Origin of the sequence: Paenibacillus agaridevorans (genome assembly GCF_018604145.1) — a bacterium.
Taxonomy (GTDB): Bacteria; Bacillota; Bacilli; order Paenibacillales; family Paenibacillaceae; genus Pristimantibacillus; species Pristimantibacillus agaridevorans.
The window spans coordinates 8,472,590-8,491,678 of sequence record NZ_CP075889.1 but is presented as its reverse complement, the minus strand read 5'-3'; the positions used below and the strand labels follow the sequence as shown (position 1 = coordinate 8,491,678).

At 53.0% G+C, this 19,089-nt stretch carries 14 protein-coding genes and 2 pseudogenes; 3 read left to right on the top strand and 13 right to left on the bottom strand.

All coding sequences use genetic code 11. The features are described 5' to 3' along the window. Positions 1–47: 47 nt before the first annotated feature. The 10 genes from KJW29_RS33910 to KJW29_RS33865 all read right to left on the bottom strand — a co-directional run bounded on the left by KJW29_RS33910 (position 48) and on the right by KJW29_RS33865 (position 10,883). The gene (locus tag KJW29_RS33910; RefSeq protein WP_214627938.1) at positions 48–767 is read right to left on the bottom strand and encodes a hypothetical protein; all 720 of its coding nucleotides are present in this window, start codon (positions 765–767) and stop codon (positions 48–50) included. Continuing rightward, a complete protein-coding gene (locus KJW29_RS33905; protein ID WP_214627937.1) occupies positions 748–1,647 on the bottom strand; it encodes an ATP-binding cassette domain-containing protein in 900 nt (299 codons plus the stop codon). Before KJW29_RS33905 ends, KJW29_RS33910 begins: the two co-directional genes overlap by 20 nt. Then, the gene (locus KJW29_RS33900) at positions 1,644–2,012 is read right to left on the bottom strand and encodes a GntR family transcriptional regulator (protein WP_087572281.1); all 369 of its coding nucleotides are present in this window, start codon (positions 2,010–2,012) and stop codon (positions 1,644–1,646) included. The genes KJW29_RS33905 and KJW29_RS33900 overlap by 4 nt, the downstream gene beginning before the upstream one ends. 545 nt (positions 2,013–2,557) lie before the next feature. Then, on the bottom strand, positions 2,558–3,085 hold the full coding sequence (locus KJW29_RS33895; RefSeq protein WP_214627936.1) for a GNAT family N-acetyltransferase: 528 nt from the start codon (positions 3,083–3,085) through the stop codon (positions 2,558–2,560). Between the two features lie 714 nt (positions 3,086–3,799). Then, a complete protein-coding gene (locus tag KJW29_RS33890; RefSeq protein WP_214627935.1) occupies positions 3,800–5,293 on the bottom strand; it encodes an ABC transporter substrate-binding protein in 1,494 nt (497 codons plus the stop codon). A gap of 130 nt (positions 5,294–5,423) precedes the next feature. Then, positions 5,424–6,029, bottom strand: coding sequence for a response regulator transcription factor (locus tag KJW29_RS33885; RefSeq protein ID WP_214627934.1), 606 nt, complete (start codon positions 6,027–6,029; stop codon positions 5,424–5,426). After that, a complete protein-coding gene (locus tag KJW29_RS33880; RefSeq protein ID WP_281426304.1) occupies positions 6,026–7,162 on the bottom strand; it encodes a histidine kinase in 1,137 nt (378 codons plus the stop codon). The genes KJW29_RS33885 and KJW29_RS33880 overlap by 4 nt, the downstream gene beginning before the upstream one ends. Before the next feature lie 109 nt (positions 7,163–7,271). Next, positions 7,272–8,318, bottom strand: a complete 1,047-nt coding sequence (gene desA, locus KJW29_RS33875) for a Delta(5) desaturase DesA (protein WP_214627932.1) — start codon at positions 8,316–8,318, stop codon at positions 7,272–7,274. A 243-nt stretch (positions 8,319–8,561) separates the two neighbouring features. Beyond that, on the bottom strand, positions 8,562–9,800 hold the full coding sequence (locus KJW29_RS33870) for an aminopeptidase (RefSeq protein WP_214627931.1): 1,239 nt from the start codon (positions 9,798–9,800) through the stop codon (positions 8,562–8,564). Positions 9,801–9,887: 87 nt separating this feature from the next. After that, positions 9,888–10,883 carry a helix-turn-helix transcriptional regulator gene (locus KJW29_RS33865; RefSeq protein WP_214627930.1) on the bottom strand — a complete coding sequence of 332 codons (996 nt, stop codon included), beginning with the start codon at positions 10,881–10,883 and terminating at the stop codon, positions 9,888–9,890. 127 nt (positions 10,884–11,010) lie between these two features. Between KJW29_RS33865 and KJW29_RS33860 the strand changes: the two are divergent. Continuing rightward, positions 11,011–11,193: pseudogene (locus tag KJW29_RS33860) on the top strand (short-chain dehydrogenase); the annotation flags it as partial. A 3-nt stretch (positions 11,194–11,196) separates the two neighbouring features. Here KJW29_RS33860 and KJW29_RS36995 read toward each other — a convergent pair. The 3 genes and pseudogenes from KJW29_RS36995 to KJW29_RS33845 all read right to left on the bottom strand — a co-directional run. Further along, positions 11,197–11,637: pseudogene (locus KJW29_RS36995) on the bottom strand (transposase); the annotation flags it as partial. Then, positions 11,634–13,196 (bottom strand): response regulator transcription factor, encoded by a 1,563-nt coding sequence (locus tag KJW29_RS33850; protein WP_214627929.1) that lies wholly within the window; start codon positions 13,194–13,196, stop codon positions 11,634–11,636. The gene KJW29_RS33850 and the pseudogene KJW29_RS36995, both read right to left, overlap by 4 nt. A 66-nt stretch (positions 13,197–13,262) precedes the next feature. Further along, entirely contained in the window at positions 13,263–15,047 is a 1,785-nt protein-coding gene (locus KJW29_RS33845; RefSeq protein ID WP_214627928.1) for a cache domain-containing sensor histidine kinase, read from the bottom strand. A gap of 61 nt (positions 15,048–15,108) precedes the next feature. Here KJW29_RS33845 and KJW29_RS33840 point away from each other — a divergent pair, with 61 nt between their 5' ends. Together KJW29_RS33840 and KJW29_RS33835 are read left to right on the top strand one after the other, a co-directional pair. Beyond that, positions 15,109–16,452, top strand: coding sequence for an ABC transporter substrate-binding protein (locus tag KJW29_RS33840; protein WP_214627927.1), 1,344 nt, complete (start codon positions 15,109–15,111; stop codon positions 16,450–16,452). A 158-nt stretch (positions 16,453–16,610) separates the two neighbouring features. Continuing rightward, the gene (locus KJW29_RS33835) at positions 16,611–19,058 is read left to right on the top strand and encodes a DUF4832 domain-containing protein (protein ID WP_214627926.1); all 2,448 of its coding nucleotides are present in this window, start codon (positions 16,611–16,613) and stop codon (positions 19,056–19,058) included. The last annotated feature ends 31 nt before the right edge of the window (positions 19,059–19,089 follow it).

Sequence of the window (19,089 nt, the reverse complement as noted above, 5' to 3'; positions counted from 1 at the left end):
GACCGAGAGGGAAAGTCCCTTTTTCAAATACATCTTCTACCCGCTGGTTACAAAGTAATCTTCCGCTTAACGGCTATCTTGCGCAAGAAACCATCATTAATCCAGACGATCAAGAAACTGGCCAACGCGAGCACAAGCAGGATGATGCCTTGATCCGCCGCGGCGCTCCCCGTCAGCTCCGTCGCCGTCATCGTCTCCATTCCTATCAGGAACGCTACGGCGAGCCCGCAGACCAACAACCCTTTGAACCAATGAAAACGATAGAAGCCGGTGCCGATCAGCCACCCTCCGCAGAAGTAGCCGAAGTACATGAGCAGATTCGTTATGGCTACAATCGCGAGATTGGGGTACTGCATTATTCGCTCGGCTCCGCTAATTTCAACGATCAACATTTCGATAGGGTAACCAAGCAGATGCAACAAGGTGCAAATGATGGACAGCAGACCCGCGAAGAGAAGTCCTCCTCTGCCGAAGCTCCTTCTCGTAATGCCGTTCGATACGAAGCTGTTGAACGAGCCTATCGTCAGCAAGATGCCCAGCACGAGCAGGAAGATTCGCGGCGCGATTGAAGCGCCGTCCCATTCTCTCCCCGAATTCCTGATACTCTCGTCCGGAATGATCCCCCGCATGATCATCTCGTTAATGCCGAAGTAAATAACGGTAAAGATAATCCAGAACCAAACCAATACATGCCTATATGCGCTCCACAAATGAAAAGCCACGTTCATTACGGGGCTGCGTTTCCCCTTAGCCATGTTTGCGCTCATCGCCGCCAATCCCCTTTCTGGTCAAATGAACGAATAAATCCTGCAAAGAGACAGGCCCGATCGTTAATCCATCCGGTGTCGCCCGCTTCTCGCGCTCCGCGCCAAGCTCTCCGAATACGGTAATGGATTTGGTGCCGCCCAGCTTCTGCTCGCTGAGTATCGTCAATCCTTCCGCGAATTGGTCTATCGCGTCCGTCGGGCCGATAATGGCGGAGCCTCGCGAGCGAAGCTTATCCGCCTCCTCTTGAAGCACCAGCTTGCCTTTGTCCAGGATCAGAACCTCCTCGAACAAATCCGACACTTCCTCGATCAAGTGAGTGGAGAGAATGATCGTTCTGGGATGCTCCATATAATCCTTGAGCAATTCTTCGTAGAAGTAGTAGCGCGACGGTGCATCCATGCCTAGATAGGCCTCGTCGAAAATCGTGATCGGAGCCCGGGAAGCCAGCCCGATCGTAACGCCCAGCGCCGACTTCATGCCGCGGGAAAGCGCCATGATCTGCTTCTTGGCCGGCAGCTCGAACTGGTTCAGCAACCGTTCCGCGTAATCCGCATCCCAATTCGGCCAGCAGTCCGATGCAAGCTTGATAACGTCGCGGACTTTAAACGACTCGGCTAGATAGCCGTTTTCCTGTATAAAACAGACTTGGTTAACAATGCGCTCGTTTTCGTATGGGGCTTCCCCGTCGATTCGCACTTCTCCCGAGGTCTGTTGCTGGAACGAGGCCAGTATCGACAACAGACTCGTTTTGCCTGAGCCGTTCCGGCCTAGCAGGCCGTATATTTTGCCGCCCTCCAGACGGAATGTTACATCGTCCAGCGCCTTCGCGGACTTATTATAGAGCAGCCCCAAGCGGCTTACTTCAATCGTAATCGTCACTGCTCTTCCCCTCCATTCAACTGCTCCAGTCTTTTTACAATATCCATGACCGGGATTCCGATTACTTTGGCTTCGGCAGCCATCTTGTCAACGACCTCCTCGAAGAACCGCTCCCTTCGCTGCTCCAGCAGCATTCCCTTCGCTTGCGGACTGACGAACATGCCGATCCCCCTCTTCTTGTACAAAATGCCTTCATCCGTTAACAACTGAAAGCCCTTAGCCGCAGTTGCCGGGTTAATCCGATAGAACGCCGCATATTGGTTGGTTGACATCACTTGCTCCTCTTCCCCCAGCACGCCGCTAACGATATCATTTTTAATGCCGTCCGCGATCTGCTGGTAGATGGGACTTCGGTCATCAAACACATAATCACCTCATCACTTATGTGGTTCATTACTTATGTAACTAACCTTACAATGCTATGTTCATCGTGTCAATAGCAGCCTTTTATTTTCGACTAAAAAACTGCAAAAAGGAGCTGTCTCAAAAGTTTGATCGCTCGCTTGATGAAATAGCCCACTTGTTAAATGAAACGTCAAAACGAAGAAATGGCGGTGCTAGGGCATTACCCCTGCACCGCCATTTCTAGCTTTTGGTCTATTGCCGCCTCAGTGAGCAAATTGTGAGCGAGCGAAAGCCACCCGACCTCAAGGCTTACCTTTGGCATGCCTCGAAGCAGGAACGTCGTTATTGTTGCTATTACGAGCCCCATAGTCGTTAACATCGCCTATGCGATGTATTTGTTGCTGTTTCGAGCCCCATAGTCGTTAACAACGCCTATGGGATGGATTTGTTACTGTTACGAGCTCCATAGTCGTTAATAACGCTTATGGGATGTTGTTGTTGCAGGGGGTCGATCATGGATAAGTATCCTGACCTGATCAGCAAATGCCAACAGATTTATCACATGTCAATCGAGAGCAATCCAAAACCGCTTAACCGTACTACCTTCCGAAGTCACACGCTCATCCTCCATTATGCCGCCATGCTTCCGGATCGTGCGCTCCGACGCCTCGTTATCGCTGTCGCACACAAGCAGCAAGCGATCCAGCCCCTTCCTGCGGGCAATATCGAGCGCTGCACCGAGCTGGAACGACGCATAGCCGTTTCTTCTTGCCGATGGGCGAATGCCGTAGCCAATATGACCTCCGCTGTCCAGCAGCTTTTCGTTCAGTCGATGACGGAAGTTAAGCGCCCCGACGATATTGTCCTTCTCGTCAAGCAACCAATAGGTCGAGTGCGGAACCCACCCCCTATCCGTCAACTTCTCTTCGGCGTCGGCCGAATATAGAAATTGGACATACGCCTCGAAGTCCGATGGATCCATTTCCACTACCCAAGGCACAATAGATTCTCCGCTTGCAATCCAATCCTCGTAGAAAGCCAGGTAGGCTTCCCTGTATTGCACAGACGGTTTAATCAGCCTCAATTTCTCCACGCGGAAGCACCTCCAATTTAACCTTGAAATAATGGGGGTAATTATACGCTTATCAATTCCTTGACGCAAGTTAAGAAAACCGCCTGTTAAAAAAAAACGTTAGGATGATCTAACTGACGGTCCTTTTTGTGCTAGAGCCTACCTCTAATTCTGGCCGAATCACTATTTTCGGGGCGAGCCGCCCCGATTAAAGGGAGGTTCCCTCTAAGCGGAGCCGATATTCTGATTTTCCCAGATTAAAGGGGGATTTTCCCTCTATTTTCCGATGCGATATACGGTGTGCCTCTTGGAGATGAGCGACCTTAAGCTTTGCAAAACCTATGCAATAAAGAGTGAACAAAACGGCCATGTTGACCAAACTAACCAAGTGTATGCGGAACTGAGCGACGTTATTTTCGCCAAATCAACGGTTTTGGATACTCTTACGGAACTGAGCGTTCTTATTCCAAACCAATCGCGCTCCATCCCCCTTATCATCAATCAATAAAGTCTCTTGGTTCCGTTAGCCCTGCCTTTACTCCTCCATTCGATGAAATAAGGGCTCTGAGTTCCGTCCCTCGTTTGTCGCTATCGCGCACGTACGCCGTAGCGACAACGACTGATCTCGCGCTCCACCCTGAAATTTTATTAATTCCTATAATTGAACAAAGAAAGCGGCAACCCCCACGGGCCGCCGCTTTCTTTGTTTTGTAACTTGAGCATAACAGAGTTTGCTTATTCCACGAGGGCTTCCGAGGTGCCCTCGCCTGCTGCCTCCATCATTCTTTTCTGCTCCTCTGCCATCCGCTTCTCCATCTCTTTGTTCATCTCTTCTTCCGTCATCGGCTCCTGGCTAAGCAGTTCGTCGCCTTTGACCTGAAGCGTCTTGAGCGCTTCGTCGATACTCTTCGTGCCGTCCTGTACAGCCTTGAATTCCTCCTGCATGTGGCTGTAGAACATCATGTTGAACTGCGGATTCAAACTTTCGAAATCACGATAATCCTGCATCGACTGGGTAGGCTTGAGCTTATAAAAAGCTGCAAAGTTGCGGCCTTCCTCATCTTTGATATACGCCGTGCGAATAGGGAAGCCTCCCATATTGGTTACTTTGGCCTTCACTCGCGAATAATCGTCACTGGAGATGTAGGAGATGAAGTCCCACGCCGCCTCCGCGTTAGGGGAGTCCTTCGCGATCGCGAAGATGTCGCTGTACCAAGTGTTGGCGCTCTGATCCGGGTATTGTGCGCTTACCGGCATAGTGACCATATCCCAGTCACTAATAACGGCGCCCTCGTCCTTAATATAATTTTTTGCTTCTTTAATCTGCTGCATGAGATAAGTGCTGTCCACCGTCATGGCCAGACGTCCCGACAGGAATGGATTACGCATCAAATAGTCTTCGTAGCTGCTGGAGCCGCCCATCATGCCTTGATTCATGTTTTCAAAATACAACGCCTTGGAATTCAGCGCGTCCAGCGACGTCTGTACGACATTCCGCCATCCGTCCGAATCAATCGTCATCTTTTTGCTCTTCGTATCCACGTACTTGAGATTTTCGGCCGAAGCGAGCATGGAGGACATCTCGTTAAGGTCCCCGCTGTAGCCGATCTTAAGGCCGTAGACACGATCCTCCGCCTCCCCTTCGATCGGGAATTGTCTGGCGAGCTGAATGGCATCCTGCCAAGTCATCTGGTCAGTCGGATAAGCGATGTTGTATTTGTCGAACAAGCCCTTGTTGTAATAAAGCACCTGGCTGCTAAAGCTCGACGGGAAGCCGTACAGTTGTCCGCCGCCTAGCTCCTTCATGTAATCAAGCATGCCTGGCACGATACCTTCCGTGTCGAACTTGTCCTTCGCCATATAAGCCTCGATATCAAGCAGCTTGCCCTCTTCGGCCAACTTCTTGTATTGGCCCTGATCGATCATCAGCACATCGGGCTTCTCTTCGTCGATCAGCTTCTGGAGCGCCTTTTCATAGTCGAATTCCTCGCCATCCTCCGAAGGTCCCGAGCGATAGAGACTTTGCGTCGACACAACCTCGAAGTTCACGTTGGGGTTCAGCGCGCTGTACAGCATGCCGTAGTTTTGAAAAAATCCGCTTTCGTCGTAATACATCACTCTTACCGTCTGCTCTGCGTTGTTTTCCTTGCTGCCGCTTCCGAAGCTGCAGCCCGCCAGCAATGTTCCGGCAAGCGCCACCGGCGCTGCCTTCTTCAACCAATTATTCATCTTTTTCCTCCCACTCCCCTGCATATCACCTATCAAGTGTACCAATATGTACCATAAGTAATACGAATTATAGGATAAAATAGTTGCAAGAAAAATGAGAAAGATAAATTTTTACAAAAAAAAAGACCGGTCACTTAAACCAGCCTTTCTCCTTGAACCGCGTAATTGCCTCGATCCGATTGCTGACGCCAAGCTTATCGAGAATGACGGAAATATAGTTGCGCACCGTCCCCGTCGTCAAAAACAGCTCCGTGGCAATCTCCTTCGTATTTTTGCCGTCCGCGACAAGACCCAGCACTTCCCTCTCCCGCTCCGTCAACGGATTGTCGAAGCCCGAGCCGCCGTAGGCTTCATCCATAAGCTCCGAAGCGTAAATACGCTGTCCGGCCATGACGTTGCGGATCGAGCTGGCCAGTTCCTCGCTGGGACTGTCCTTGAGCAGGTAGGCGCTGACGCCTGCCTTAAGCGCCCTCTCGAAGTAACCGGAGCGGGCGAACGTGGTCAGTATAATGACCTTGCAGCGTCCCCTAAGCTCTTCTGCCGCTTCCAGACCGCTCTTGGAAGGCATCTCGATATCCATGATGCATATATCCGGCTTATGCTCATGCACAAGCTGGATAGCTTCCTCGCCATTGCCGGCGCGGCCGACGACGGTCATGTCTTCCTCCAAATCAAGCAAGGAGGCCAGAGCGCCCAGAAGCATTCTCTGATCCTCCGCTATTACGATCTTAATCATGCTTCCAGCCCCTTTATCGGTTGCTTCACGGCATGTGGCACGCGGAACGTAACCATCGTTCCCTTGTCCGAGGCGAGCTCCAGACTGCCGTTTACAAACTCGAGCCGCTCCTTCATTCCTCTTAATCCGTTGCCCCGGTAATAGCCGGGCTTCAACGTCATGCCGATGCCGTCATCCCAGACGGATACGGCTACGTTGTTTTCGTCCGAGAGAATCGAAATGTTGCATTTCGACGCCCCGCTATGCTTCACAACGTTCGTTACCGCTTCCTTGAGACACATGCTGAGCACGTTCTCCGCAAGCAACGTCGTGTTCGCCAGCTTCGGGTCCCCCGCAAGGGTAAGCTCAATGCTGGCCGCGGTCAATATTTGACCGACGCGGTGCATCTCTTCGTCGAGACGCGTTCCTCGCATCTGCGTGACCATCTCGCGGACTTCCTTGAGCGCGGTCCGGGCCGTTTGCTGCACCTCGAGCATCTCCGCCTGTGCCCGCTCTGGATCCTGAAAGACAAGCTTGCCGGCAAGATCGCTCTTAAGCCCGATCAACGACAGCTTCTGTCCCAGCGTATCATGCAGATCCCGCGAGATCCGCTGCCGCTCCTCCAGCTTAACGAGCTCGCCGATCCGTTTGTTCGCATCCTCGAGCTGACCCTCCAATTGCCCTTGCTTCTTCTGGCTGTACGTATTGAATGGAAGCAGGATGACGACGATCAGACAGATCAGAATAAACGGGAATTGCGTGAAGAACAGCTTGTTCTGCGTAACAAGGCCATAGTTGACCGTGATGAACGTACTGATGAGATGAATCGCGTACAAGGTGTAAAAGCCCGCTTTGTTCTTAATATTGCCGATGAAGAAGGCTAGGAAGATCGAGAAGTACACGTAGCTGAAGAGCAGCGTCATCGCAATGGAGATGAGAATCTGAATACTTGTCCAGAAGTAGACGAGCCATCCCTTGGAGACGAAGGACTGACGATAACACACAAAAAATAAAAGGATCATCACAATGCCGGATACCACCTCGGGCGTTGACGACGATCTGAAAATGAAATAGAACGGCAGAATGCAGAAGACAACCCATACGTAGGCGCTAAGTCCGGTACTGCGACTGAATATTTGATGCCACTTGTTCACGGGCCGACCTTCCTTCTGCATGTCTTTCCTTTATTTTATCCCTGATAGGTCGGCTGCGCAACGAGCTGCGCAGCCGCCCATTCTCCCAGAGCCAGGTCAGTCCTTGACCTTACCCTGCCCGCTTATGTCTGCGAGCCCCTACCAAACGCTCGCGGCGATTGCTGATCCGGTCCTTGACGTCGCGGAAGCTGACGAATTTCTTGTCCCGCTCATCCCACAGCCGGAACCTGAGCGACTCGAAGCTTTGCATAATCGTAATTGTAGTGGCCTTCTGGAGCGGAGGGGTCGCATCATGGGCATCCTCCAGATAATAGTTAGGCACCTTCGGGCTCAAGTGATGCACATGGTGAAAGCCGATGTTGCCCGTCAGCCATTGCAGCAGCTTCGGCAGCTTGTAATACGAGCTTCCTTCGACCGCCGCCATAACGTAACTCCATTCGTCATTCTTCTCGAAGTAGGAGTCCTCGAATTGATGCTGGACGTAAAACAACCAAATGCCAAGCACGCCGGACAAATAGAAGATCGGGAATTGCACCATCAGGAATTGCTGCCAGCCGAGCGCCCAGCCAAGCAGAGCGTAGACGGCAACGATCAGCGCGTTCATCAAGTAGGTGTTAAGGCGCTCCTTGCGGCGCGCTCCATTGCGGTTGAATCGGTATTGCAGCACGAACACGAAGATGGGACCCAGGCCGAACATGACGAGCGGATTGCGGTATGCCCGGTAAGCCAGCTTGCGAAGCGGCGTCAAAGCCGCGAATTCTTCCACCGTCAGAATCCAGAGATCGCCGACGCCTCGTTTGTCCAGATTACTGCTCGTTGCATGGTGAATGGCGTGGGAATTCTTCCATTGCTGGTACGGTACCAGCGTAATGACGCCCGTAATGATGCCGAGAATGTCATTCGCGCGCTTGTTCGAGAAGAACGAGCCGTGACAGCAGTCGTGGAAGATGATAAATGTCCTCACGACGAATGCCGATGCGAGCACGCCGATGCCAAGCGTCAGCAGATAGGAGACCGATAAGCTCCAGTAGGCTGCAGCCCATAGGACGATTAAGGGGAGCAGCGTATTGGCAAGCTGCCTGATACTGACTTTAAGGTCGTTTCTTTCGAAAGGTGCAACGCTTTTCTTAAGCTGTGATTGCTTCAATTCCGACATCGCGGCTTCCTCCTTGGACAGGCGCCGCATGCCATCTCATGAGGGCCGCTTTCCGCGCCTTAACTTTGTTATTGCCATTGTAGCAATAACGGCATCATGGACGGCAGTCATAAACGTCAAGAATACGATATGACGAATGTCATATAGGGAGTTGGATGATTAGGAAATGAATGGTTATAACGGACAGAAAGCCTCTCTCCGACTGCCTTTGCGGCAGTGGGTAGAGGCTTTCTCTGCAGCGAGCTAGATCGCCCAGTTGCCGGCGCGAAATACCGGTACGATGGTTCCGTCATCCTTGATGCCGTCGATATCCATCTCCGCCGAACCGATCATGAAGTCGTTATGCGTAATGCTGGCATTGACGCCATGCGCTTCAAGCTCCTCGGCCGACATCGTTTTGCCGCCCTCGACATTGAAGGCATAACCGCTGCCGATGGCGAGATGGTTCGAAGCGTTCTCGTCGAACAACGTGTTGTAGAACAAAATGCCGGACTCGGAGATCGGGGAGTGATGCGGCACAAGCGCAACTTCGCCCAGGTAGTGGCTGCCTTCGTCGATGTCGACCAGCTTCCGGAGAATCTCTTCGCCCTCCTCGGCTTCGGCCTTCACGATACGTCCGTTCTCGAACGTAATCTTGAACTTATCGATGATATTCCCGCCGTAGCTCAATGGTTTCGTGCTGGATACATAACCGTTCGTGCCCGTCTTAAGCGGCACGGTAAACACTTCTTCCGTCGGCATGTTCGCCATGAAGGAGAAACCTTTCTGATTCGTGCTGCCTGCCGCGACCCAGATATGCTTCTCATGCAGTTCTACCGTCAGATCCGTGCCTGGAGCGCGATAATGCAACTTGCGGAACTTGTTCGCATTCAACACTTCGGCTTTCTCGTGCAGCGTTTCGTTATGTTTCACCCAAGCGGATACGGGATCGGCGTCATGCAGGCGCACCGAATCGAAGATGGCGTTCCAAAGCATGTCGACCGCCACTTCTTCGGAAACGTCCGGGAACACCTTCTTCGCCCACTCTTTACCCGCGCCGGCTACGACAGTCCAGCTGACCTTGTCGGACTGAATCGCTCTGCGGAACTCCTTCAACCCTTCGCCGGAAGCTTTCTGGAAAGCCGAGATGCGGCTCGATGGAATCCCCTTAAGCAGATCCGGGCTGGAAGTCGTCAACGAAATAAAGACCGCACCCCGCTCGACGAAATGGTTGCGTTTCATCGTCTCAAATGAAGGGAAGCTGCCGAAGATGGCTTCATCGGCCTTCTCGTATTTGAGACGGGAGAGGTAGTCGTCCACCCAATCGACGTGAACGTTGGAAGCGCCGGCCTCGTAAGCCTTGGTCGCAATGGCCCGTACGAGCTCCGCCATCTCGATCGAAGCTCCCGCCATAAACACCTCTTGTCCAGGCTGAATATTAACGCCTGTACGTACGATCAGTTCGGCATATTTCTCGAAATTCGCTTGAAGATTCGTTGTCATATGTATTTGCATCTCCTCAAATAATAGGGTAGTCGCCGGATGTTCTCCAGACCTTCTCAAGCTGCCAGAAGAACATCCGGCAGACTTCTATAAGTATAACATTGATGCCGAACGGATTTCATCCTGCACGCGGCGCAGCAGCTCCGGCGGCTCCAACACTTGCATGCGTCCTCCGTAACTCAATACGATCCCGCACGCCGATTCCGGCGTCTCGAATTCCACCTCCGCGACGAGCCATGCGGCCTTGTGCTCAACATTGCTTCTCTCGTTCGCCACAAATTCCGCTCCCGAGACGCTTATCACCTTTACAAACCGTTCGGTCTTCAGTCTGACCAGCGCCGCCTCGGTTATGCCGAGCTTGGCGGGATACCTGGGCAGACGCTCGCGGAACTGCTCCAGCGATGTCTCCCAGTAAGCAGCAAGGTCGAACTCTGCCGGCGGCTTGAAGCAGTCGGCAAGCACCTCCGCCTCCAGAAGCCTGGAGACGCGGAAGGTGCGAATCCCGTCCCCCTCCGTCCCCGCGATGAGGTACCAGACATCCCGTTTGGCGACAAGTCCGAGCGGAGTGACGATCCGGCTTTTCTGCGCTCCATCGCGCATGTAGGCGATACGAAGTTGCCGCTCCGCCCAGACCGCCTCCTGGGCGGCGGCCAGACATGGCGCGGGCTCGCGCTGCTGCCGATTGGGATGCCAGCCGGCACCGTCAATATGCAGCTTGCGCCTGGCGGCCTCCGCCCCGCTTCGTGCCGAGTCCGTTGCGGCAGCAAGCAGTTTTTGCATCGCCGCCTGCAGCTGCCGCTCATGGCCGAGATCGCTCAGCAGATCGGTACGGCTCGCGAAGAGCAGCGCCGCAAGCTCGTCGGCATGGATGCCGGTAAGGCTTGTTCGATAACCTTCCGTGAGCAGCCAGCCTCCCTCCTTGCCCCGTTCGGCGTAGACCGGAACGCCAGAGGCGCTGAGCTCCTCCATATCGCGAAGAATCGTCCGTTCGGACACCTCGACTTGCTCGGACAGCTCGCGTGCTGTCATTTTTCCTCTATTTTGAAGCAACAGCAGGATCGTTACCAATCGGCTTGCCCGCATAGTGGCCCTCCCTGATTGTAATATGCGCTTATCACTAACATTATATCTCGTTAATCATGACAGAGGTTGTCATATTATGCGACTTATTATAGAGGAAGTACAACTACTACAGGACCAGGAGGGTGAAATGAATATGAACAAGCTGCCTTTGCAAGGGAAAATAGCGGTTGTCGCGGGCCCGACCAGGGGCGCTGGCAGAGGAATCGCGGTGGGACTAGGCGCGGCAGGCGCGACGGTCTATTGTACGGGGAGGAGCGTGACAGGGACGCCTTCGGATCTGAATCGTCCCGAGACGATCCAAGAGACGGCGCGCCATCAGTCTCCCAATAAATTCCTCTACCGGGATCGTCTCGTACTTCTCTTTTCCATCTGTCTTATCCACGTATCGAAACGTGACCGTTTCTCCATCATAGCTTTCGATTCGACTGACTGCTATCGCCGGTCGGCGGATGTAACGTCCTATATATTTCAGCTGTTCCTTCACATTCCCCTTCTGCTTTGGCGCATACACATAGAAACCTTCCCCATTCTTTTTCATTCCGTCCATCGTCACCAATATATGCACATGCGGAGCACGTCTTACAGAATCTCTCTTTGCAGCGATACAGAACAAGCCGCAGGTCGTGGCATCCCTGGCACACCAGCAGCTTGAATCCATTCTCGATCTTTCGCAATTTCGGAATTTCTCTACTTCCTTAAGCACCAGTGGACGCAATTTCCCTTTATGCTTTTCGACAAATCGATTACGTTTTATTCGATTGTCCCTTGACTCTTTCGATACTCTGCCGGCGTGAGTCCGATCTCCTTCTTAAACACTTTGTAGAAGTATTTGGCGTTATCGTAGCCGATCATGCCCGCAATTCGATCAATCCTATATTTAGTAGACGACAGCAATTGCTTCGCCCGCTCCATGCGCAGTCGTTTCAAGTAATCCTGAAATGTCTCCCCCATACTCTCTTTGAACACCATACTGAGATACACAGGATGCAGGTAAAAGCGTTCCGCAACCTCCTCCAGCCGAATCGGCTGTGAATAACGTAAATCAATATAATGTTTGACTTGTCCGATCTGCCCCGCGGCTGTAGGCAATAAAGCAAGCACACGCTCGGATATCGTTCTAACCAACTCGGTAAACTGATGTTCTAGCTCCATCGGATCCATTGCTTGTCGCATAGATGTAATGAGGCCGAGATCATCGTCATTCATCTCATCTTCTCTCTCTTGATTGTCGACTTTTGCGATATCGTGCGCAAGTTGGACGCAATACTGCTTCGCTTGGGCAAGCGTTGCTCCATCTAAACTACGAATATATTTGAACAGCTCTCCTGTCATATAGAGGGCTTGCTGGACATGTCCAACTTCAATCTCATATAAGAGATCGTCGCGGCAAGGCCAGCACCCATCCATTTTCTTATAGACAGCTCCGCTTTCCTGGAGAAGTCCCGTCCACTGACCGAACGGTCGATGGTCTAACAGGCTCCAAGCCTCTCGATATGCCATACGAAGCTCCTCCAGCTTACCGTATGAGCGGCTTGCCGCTCCTACTGCCTCACCACCGGACCGTTGCACCTCTTCGATCGTTTGACTCAGCATCGTACGAACCTTCTTTTCCGCTTCCATTTGGCTTCCAATGACGATTAATGCCGTATCCGTCCGCTCGGGATGAGGTAATCGGACGATGTACTCTCCCGTCGACCCAGACAGCGTCCGATCAGCATCTTCCACGTTCGGAAACAATCTGGCATGACTGTCCGGCAGAGTAAATAAACCTACGGCAAAAGAGTTCGCACCTAGCAGCCCCTTAATCGTGGCAGAACGGTATTGCTTGGTCAGCGATTGTAGTTGCTCGTCTGCTCCGCCCCTGCATAACCACGCCGACAATCGCTCGCGATCCATTTCCAACTCCCGCTCCTGATCGCTCTTTCGTTTATTTTCTTTCTCTCTATGGAAGTTGATCGCCTTCTCCAGCGCGGCATGTAATTCTTTGTTATCGAATGGCTTTAGAATATAGTCAATGACGTTGGTCGCGATGGCTTCGCGCGTATATTCAAAGTCCGAAAACCCGCTGATGACGATCAATGCCGCATCCGGCTTCTGTTCAGACAAAGCGTGGAGCAGGGAAATCCCATCCATTGCAGGCATACGCATATCGGTCAACACAATGTCCGGGCTTTCCCGCAGCGTCAGATCAAGTCCTTCTTCTCCGTCCTCTGCTTCGCCCACCCAAGCGAGCGGCAGACCGAGCGACGCGATTTTTTTGACGATGGCTCTGCGGATTAGCGACTCGTCGTCGATCACGACATATCGATACATGTATTCGTTCTCCCTTCCTGAAGCAAGCTAGCCCAACATCAAGATCATAGTTCGCCAAGCCAATGTCTAACCGTTAACATTGGGGAGACGGAGGCGAATCGTCGCACCCTTGCCCTCTCCGGCGCTATACACCTCGAGTCCGTAAGGTTCGCCATAATAAAGCGAGATACGGGCATGGACGTTATAAATGCCGATTGATCTGCTGTCGCCGGATTCAGCACCCAACTGCTCGAATGCGGGCGGTCTGGCCAGCATCTCCCTCAGACTAGCGAGCTTGGACTCCTCGATGCCAGCGCCATCGTCGGAAACTTCGAGCCAGGAGCCAGTCTGATCTTCCCCGCTTGAGATTCGTACGATCCCTTTCCCTTTCTTGGCCTCGAGACCGTGGTATAAGGCATTCTCCACGATGGGCTGCATAAGCAGCTTCAGCATCGTCATATTCTCCAGGCCTGGTCTGATGTCGATCTCGAGACCGACCTTGTTGCCGTAACGGTATGACTGGATTCGCATATAATTGCCAACATGCTCTAATTCTTCTTGCAAGGTTACTTCGTCGCGATTGAGTTTAATGCTGTAACGAAACATATCCCCGAGCGCCTTGGACATCTCCGCGATACTATCGACATCTTCCAATTCTGCAATGCTATTGATCGTCGCAAGGGTGTTGAATAGAAAATGCGAGTTAATCTGTGCTTCGAGTGCCTTCATTTTGGCGGACATGGCAATGAACTGACTATGATAGCGCTCGTGGATCAGCGTATCGATTTTCTTGAGCATATTCGCATATTGCCCGTACAATATGCCGATCTCGTCCGTACGGGATGTATAGCGCTCAAGACTCGTCTGCTGCTGCAATCCCTTGTCGTAGTTCTTCATCAGGACGGCGATCCGGCTGACGGGCTTCGAGAACGTATTGGCAATCCAGAGAGACAACGCGATAGCAACGAAAGCCCAGCATGCGCCGAACCCGATCGCGAATGTCCGTGTCGATTGCACTTGCTTCGCCACCGAAGCCAGCGAAACGGAGATCACCATGCGCCAGTCATAAGAGGAAAACGTGTCATACACATAAAGTCTGTTGTCTCTTTTGTCGAGGCTGCTGCCGCTCGCCTCCCTTGGAACAAAGGGGGCGCCCTCGCTGGAATAGGTTTCGTAAAGCCTGTCTCCAGTCGGGCTTAGGACAGCGATGTGCTGGTCATCCAGTACGCCGTTTCTTAGCTCATCGAATAATTTCACGCTGCAATTCATCAGAAGTACGCCGATCCGTTCCTTCGTCCTCGGATCATATAGGGCACGCGAGAAAGTAATCGACATTTGATCGGACAACAGAAACTTCTGATATCCCGTATCGCTGACGTAGATCCCGCCTTGACGTTCCAATGTACGGTTATACCATTCCGAATCGCGAGGTTCATAATCAAGCTGCAGCTCCGAGCCCTTAGTGCTTGCGAAGACAGTGTCGTCCTCCGCAAACAAGTACAAGCCCTCGATATAATCATGGCTTAGCAGCAAGCTCTCTGTCGCCGTACGAAAATCCCGGTCATTACGAAGCCGCTCGTACTCACTCACGGAATCCGGTACGAGATACCGCTTAAGAAACGACAAGGAGTCGTCGGCCCCGGCCGTCTGCTGATAGGCAATATATTCCGAGACGCGGCCGATTTCCTCCAGCTGGTTGGACATTCGGATCATGGAGCGTTCTAGTACGTTAGCCGATACCTCTTGTACTTGGCGCTCTACTAAAGAAGCATAGTTTCTTGAGGTAACGACGACGACAACGACGATCGGAATTAACGAAATTAGCAGTAACGCGACTAAAAGCCGATTCTTGAGTCCCCATGCAAATCTCATATTGCATCTACTCCGTGAAAGCGTTTTTTTGTATAATTGTAGCATACATTAAGAGAATGGAGTGAGCGCAATACCTATCTATCGTTCCCTCCCTTTGTTCGTCTTGACGTTGTTTGTTCTATTATCAGGCTGCAGTGGAGAACAATCAGCGGAGACGCACCCAGACGCACAAGTGTCCGTTCGTTATATGCATATGGGCGTTGCCGATGATAATGAGGATAACAATCAATATGTCATGCGGCAATTTCCATATGCCATTGCGCAGCGCTTTCCCGGCATTGCGCTGAAATCCGACATGCTGCCCGAGGACCCCTATACAAAAACATTGCTTGTCCAGTTATCATCCGGGGAAGGGCCCGATTTCTTCGAATGGTGGCCGAAACGCCAGCTTGAGGAGCTAGTCGCAGCCGGCTATTTGCAGGATTTGACCGGCATGGACATCCTGGATCGGTTCACATCGGATTCGCTTGAGGGCTTTACGGTCGATGGGAAAGTGTACGGCCTGCCGAAGGGACAGAGCATCATGGCGACATGGTACAACAAGGAGCTGTTCGAGCAGCAAGGCATCACCTCCTTCCCTGCGGATTGGCCGTCCTTCCTCGCATTATGCGAGAAGCTTAAGCTCACAGGTATTACGCCAATTGTTATGCCGGACAAGGACCGCTGGTTTATCCAATTCGGTCTCTATCAGCTCGCAGCTTCCCTCGTCTACTCCGAGTATCCCGACTTCGACAAGGAGCTTCTGGAGGGAACCCGTACGTTCGCCGACTCCCCTTGGCGGGAAGCACTGACGAAATATAAGCTGCTGTACGACAAAGGTTACATCGCCGCCGGCTCCCTGGACGTCGGCGCAGCGCAGGCGACTGCACTGTTCTCAGAAGGACAGGCCGCGATGATGTTCAACGGCAACTGGGACCACGCGAGATTGACGGCCAGCGGCAAGGATGCGGACAAGCCAGGCGGGGACGACCAGAGCGCCGGCAATCGCGGCGCGGCGGCGTTCGAGATCGGTTTCATGCCGCTGCCGGGCAATGAGCCCGGTGAACCGCTGCTTCTGTCTGTCGGACCCGCGGGCGGTACCGTCATCAACGCCAATACACGGCATTTGCCCGAAGTACTGGATATTCTCGCCTATCAGTACGACCCGGCTTCTCCACTTTACGAGCTTTATAAACAGAACTACGCCGTATTCCCTATGTATAAGGGAGAAGACCTTGGCATCCCCGAGTTCGACGACTATACGAAGCTAATGACGGAACACGACTCCATTTACTTTAGCAACCAGGCTTGGCCTGTCGGCGTAGCGGATGTCTTATGCCGCGGCTTCCAGGATTGGATAGCCGGTCATGGAACGGTCGACGACATTCTTAACGCGATGGACAAGAAGCTGGATTCGCTGCGATAAGTTTTAACGCTCCGATGCTAGCCTCCTTTCGTCCTCTTCAACCAGTAGACCAGAACACCTTAAAATAGTGCACTCAAACACTCCTATAATGATGGCTGTAAGCATGTAAGGGCTTACGGCCATCATTTTCGTTTTCACAAAAGAGAGGAGGGTTTGAGTTGGGCAATCGATTACGAAAAACAGCTGCACGGAAAACCGCCGCATTCCTGCTCTGCGCGACGCTGGCGGCGCAAGGAGGCGCTACCGTTGCAACCGGAACGGTCGCCGCATCTGGTACATCTGCCATACAGTCGGAGCTCGTGAGCGTCGCGCCCGTACAGACGAATGAGGTGCTGCACAATCCTGGCATGGGCTGGGTGCTCATCGACAATGCGATACCCGGCCACTTAGACGCCGGACGCACGGGCACTTACCCCGAGGTCGACAATGTTGCTGTTCTGACCCATTGGGGAGAACTGGAGCCAACAGAAGGCGTGTACGATTGGTCGCTGCTCGACGATTCAATCGAGTATTGGGCGAATTTGGGTAAGCGCATCCATTTCCGTATCTCTACGGACGCCATGATGATCTCGGGCTACGGATACGCGAAGAGCGTGCCGGAGTGGCTGTTCCAGCAATACGGAGTACCTTACCAAGAGCGGTTCGATCAAGGTTATACCTTCAAGCTGCCGGATTATACGAACCCGGTCTTCATGGAGAAGCTGGAGACGTTCCTCGAAGCGTTCGCGGACCGGTACAGAGATGACCCCAGACTCGACATCGTCGACCTGAGAGGGTACGGCACCTGGGGCGAGTGGCACAGCGGCCACGACTTCGACAGTTATGCGGAGCGAATCTCCACGCTTCGAGCCATTATCGACAAGTGGTACGCAGCATGGAACGGGGACAAAATACTCGCCCTTTCCAACTCCTACGAATGGCGAAGCGAAATGACGCCGACCGTGAACAATCCAGCTTCCTATGAGGAATATATGAGCTGGTCCGCGTTCGATCACGCTTTGACCAAACCAAACCTGACGTTCCGCAGAGACGGGGCCGCCGGCGCGCTGCGCGAGTATGACCGACAGCTGTTGGAATCATTTTTCCGCAGCAACCGCAGTCTCCCACTCATCGCGGAGTTCTTCGGCGGATACGGCTACTACGTCGGCAATGGCTCGGGCTACACGCCGGATTCGGCCCTCGAGGAGGCGCTTCAGCTCCATCCCAATTACATCACCATGATGGGACACGACGGCGACTTCGGCGCAGCTTCCTTCTACTCGGAGCGGCCCGATCTCATCGATGAGGGCAACAAACGAATGGGCTATCGGCTCGTCATTAACCAAGCGCAATTCCCTTCTGCCGTCCAATCCGGCAGCGCGTTTGAGCTTCGGCAGCTCTGGTCCAACCTTGGAGTTGGCCGCAGCTACAAGAATTACCCGCTTAAGCTGTATTTGACGGACAGCAGCGGCGATACGGTCTGGAGTGCGACGGACGAGAACTTCGACATGACGGGGTTCGTGGCGGGCGAAGTATACGAGACCTTCTCATCCTTCGAGCTGCCGACATCGATCGCTCCCGGCGAGTACGACGTCCGCGTCGCATTGGTTGACGATCAAGGCAATCCGGCGATACGCCTCGGCATCGAGGGACGCGACTCCGAGAACCGATATTTGCTCGGCAAGCTGAACGTGGAGAGCGGCAGCGTGACCATGCCGCAGGATGACTCCATCCGCGATGCATTCGAAGGGGGCTCCTTCGCTTCCTCCCAATATGTTGGCGGCTTTCAGGGACTCGGCGTCGTCACGAACCAACCGGATAAAGTTGTAGACGGTAGTTATTCGGCTTATGGCAGCGCCCCGTCGACGCAGGACTGGTCCGAATTTCTGTACAGCGACACGGCTAAGATCGCACTGGAGCCCGGTACGGCGTACACCGTCTCCTTCCGATACAAGGCAACTGCTACCCCTGGTCCGAACGGCTTCTATTATTTCCTTGCCCGCACCGGCAGCGGCAGCTTCGCGCATGACAAAGGTTTCACGACATGGCGAGACGACTCGGGACTGACCCGAACCAAGACGGTGACCTTTACGACAGACGAAACCTTCCAGGACTACTATCTGATTTGGGGGCTTCGCTCCGGCGGCGCGATCTCGATTGATGACATCGTCATTACGAAGGAGTTGGAGGCGGTCCATGATTCGTTCGAGTCCGGCGGTCTCTCAGCCTCCCGATACGAGCTCGGCACGGGCCAGACAGCCGGCAGCCTGAGCGGTGCCGCAGGTCTGCATGGCGATTGGTCAATCTCCTCCGTATCGGACGAACGAAACTTCCTGTACAGCCGCAAGAACGTTCTCAAGCTGAAGAAGGACTCTGTCTATCTCGTCACCTTCAGGTGGAAGCCGCTTGCTACGCCAAGCGGAGGAGGTTACTTCCGCTTCGGGGCAGAGTCGAAAAAATCGGGAAATACTCCAAGCTTCGTTCATCGCTGGTACGGGGCTTCCGGCCAGGAGGGAGAATCCCGAACCTATGTTGTCCGCACAGGCAGCTTCAAGGATTATCGTCTTGTCTGGGGACTCAAAGGCGGAGACATCGCCATCGACGACATTAGCGTCATTAAACTTTAACCATACCAAACGTTATGAACATACCTAACTT

Coding starts and splice junctions, on each gene's coding strand:
- KJW29_RS33850 (WP_214627929.1), bottom strand. CDS start 13,196: ATGTATCGATATGTCGTGATCGACGACGAGTCGCTAATCCGCAGAGCC.
- KJW29_RS33870 (WP_214627931.1), bottom strand. CDS start 9,800: ATGACAACGAATCTTCAAGCGAATTTCGAGAAATATGCCGAACTGATC.
- KJW29_RS33890 (WP_214627935.1), bottom strand. CDS start 5,293: ATGAATAATTGGTTGAAGAAGGCAGCGCCGGTGGCGCTTGCCGGAACA.
- desA (WP_214627932.1), bottom strand. CDS start 8,318: ATGTCGGAATTGAAGCAATCACAGCTTAAGAAAAGCGTTGCACCTTTC.
- KJW29_RS33845 (WP_214627928.1), bottom strand. CDS start 15,047: ATGAGATTTGCATGGGGACTCAAGAATCGGCTTTTAGTCGCGTTACTG.
- KJW29_RS33865 (WP_214627930.1), bottom strand. CDS start 10,883: ATGCGGGCAAGCCGATTGGTAACGATCCTGCTGTTGCTTCAAAATAGA.
- KJW29_RS33885 (WP_214627934.1), bottom strand. CDS start 6,029: ATGATTAAGATCGTAATAGCGGAGGATCAGAGAATGCTTCTGGGCGCT.
- KJW29_RS33910 (WP_214627938.1), bottom strand. CDS start 767: ATGAGCGCAAACATGGCTAAGGGGAAACGCAGCCCCGTAATGAACGTG.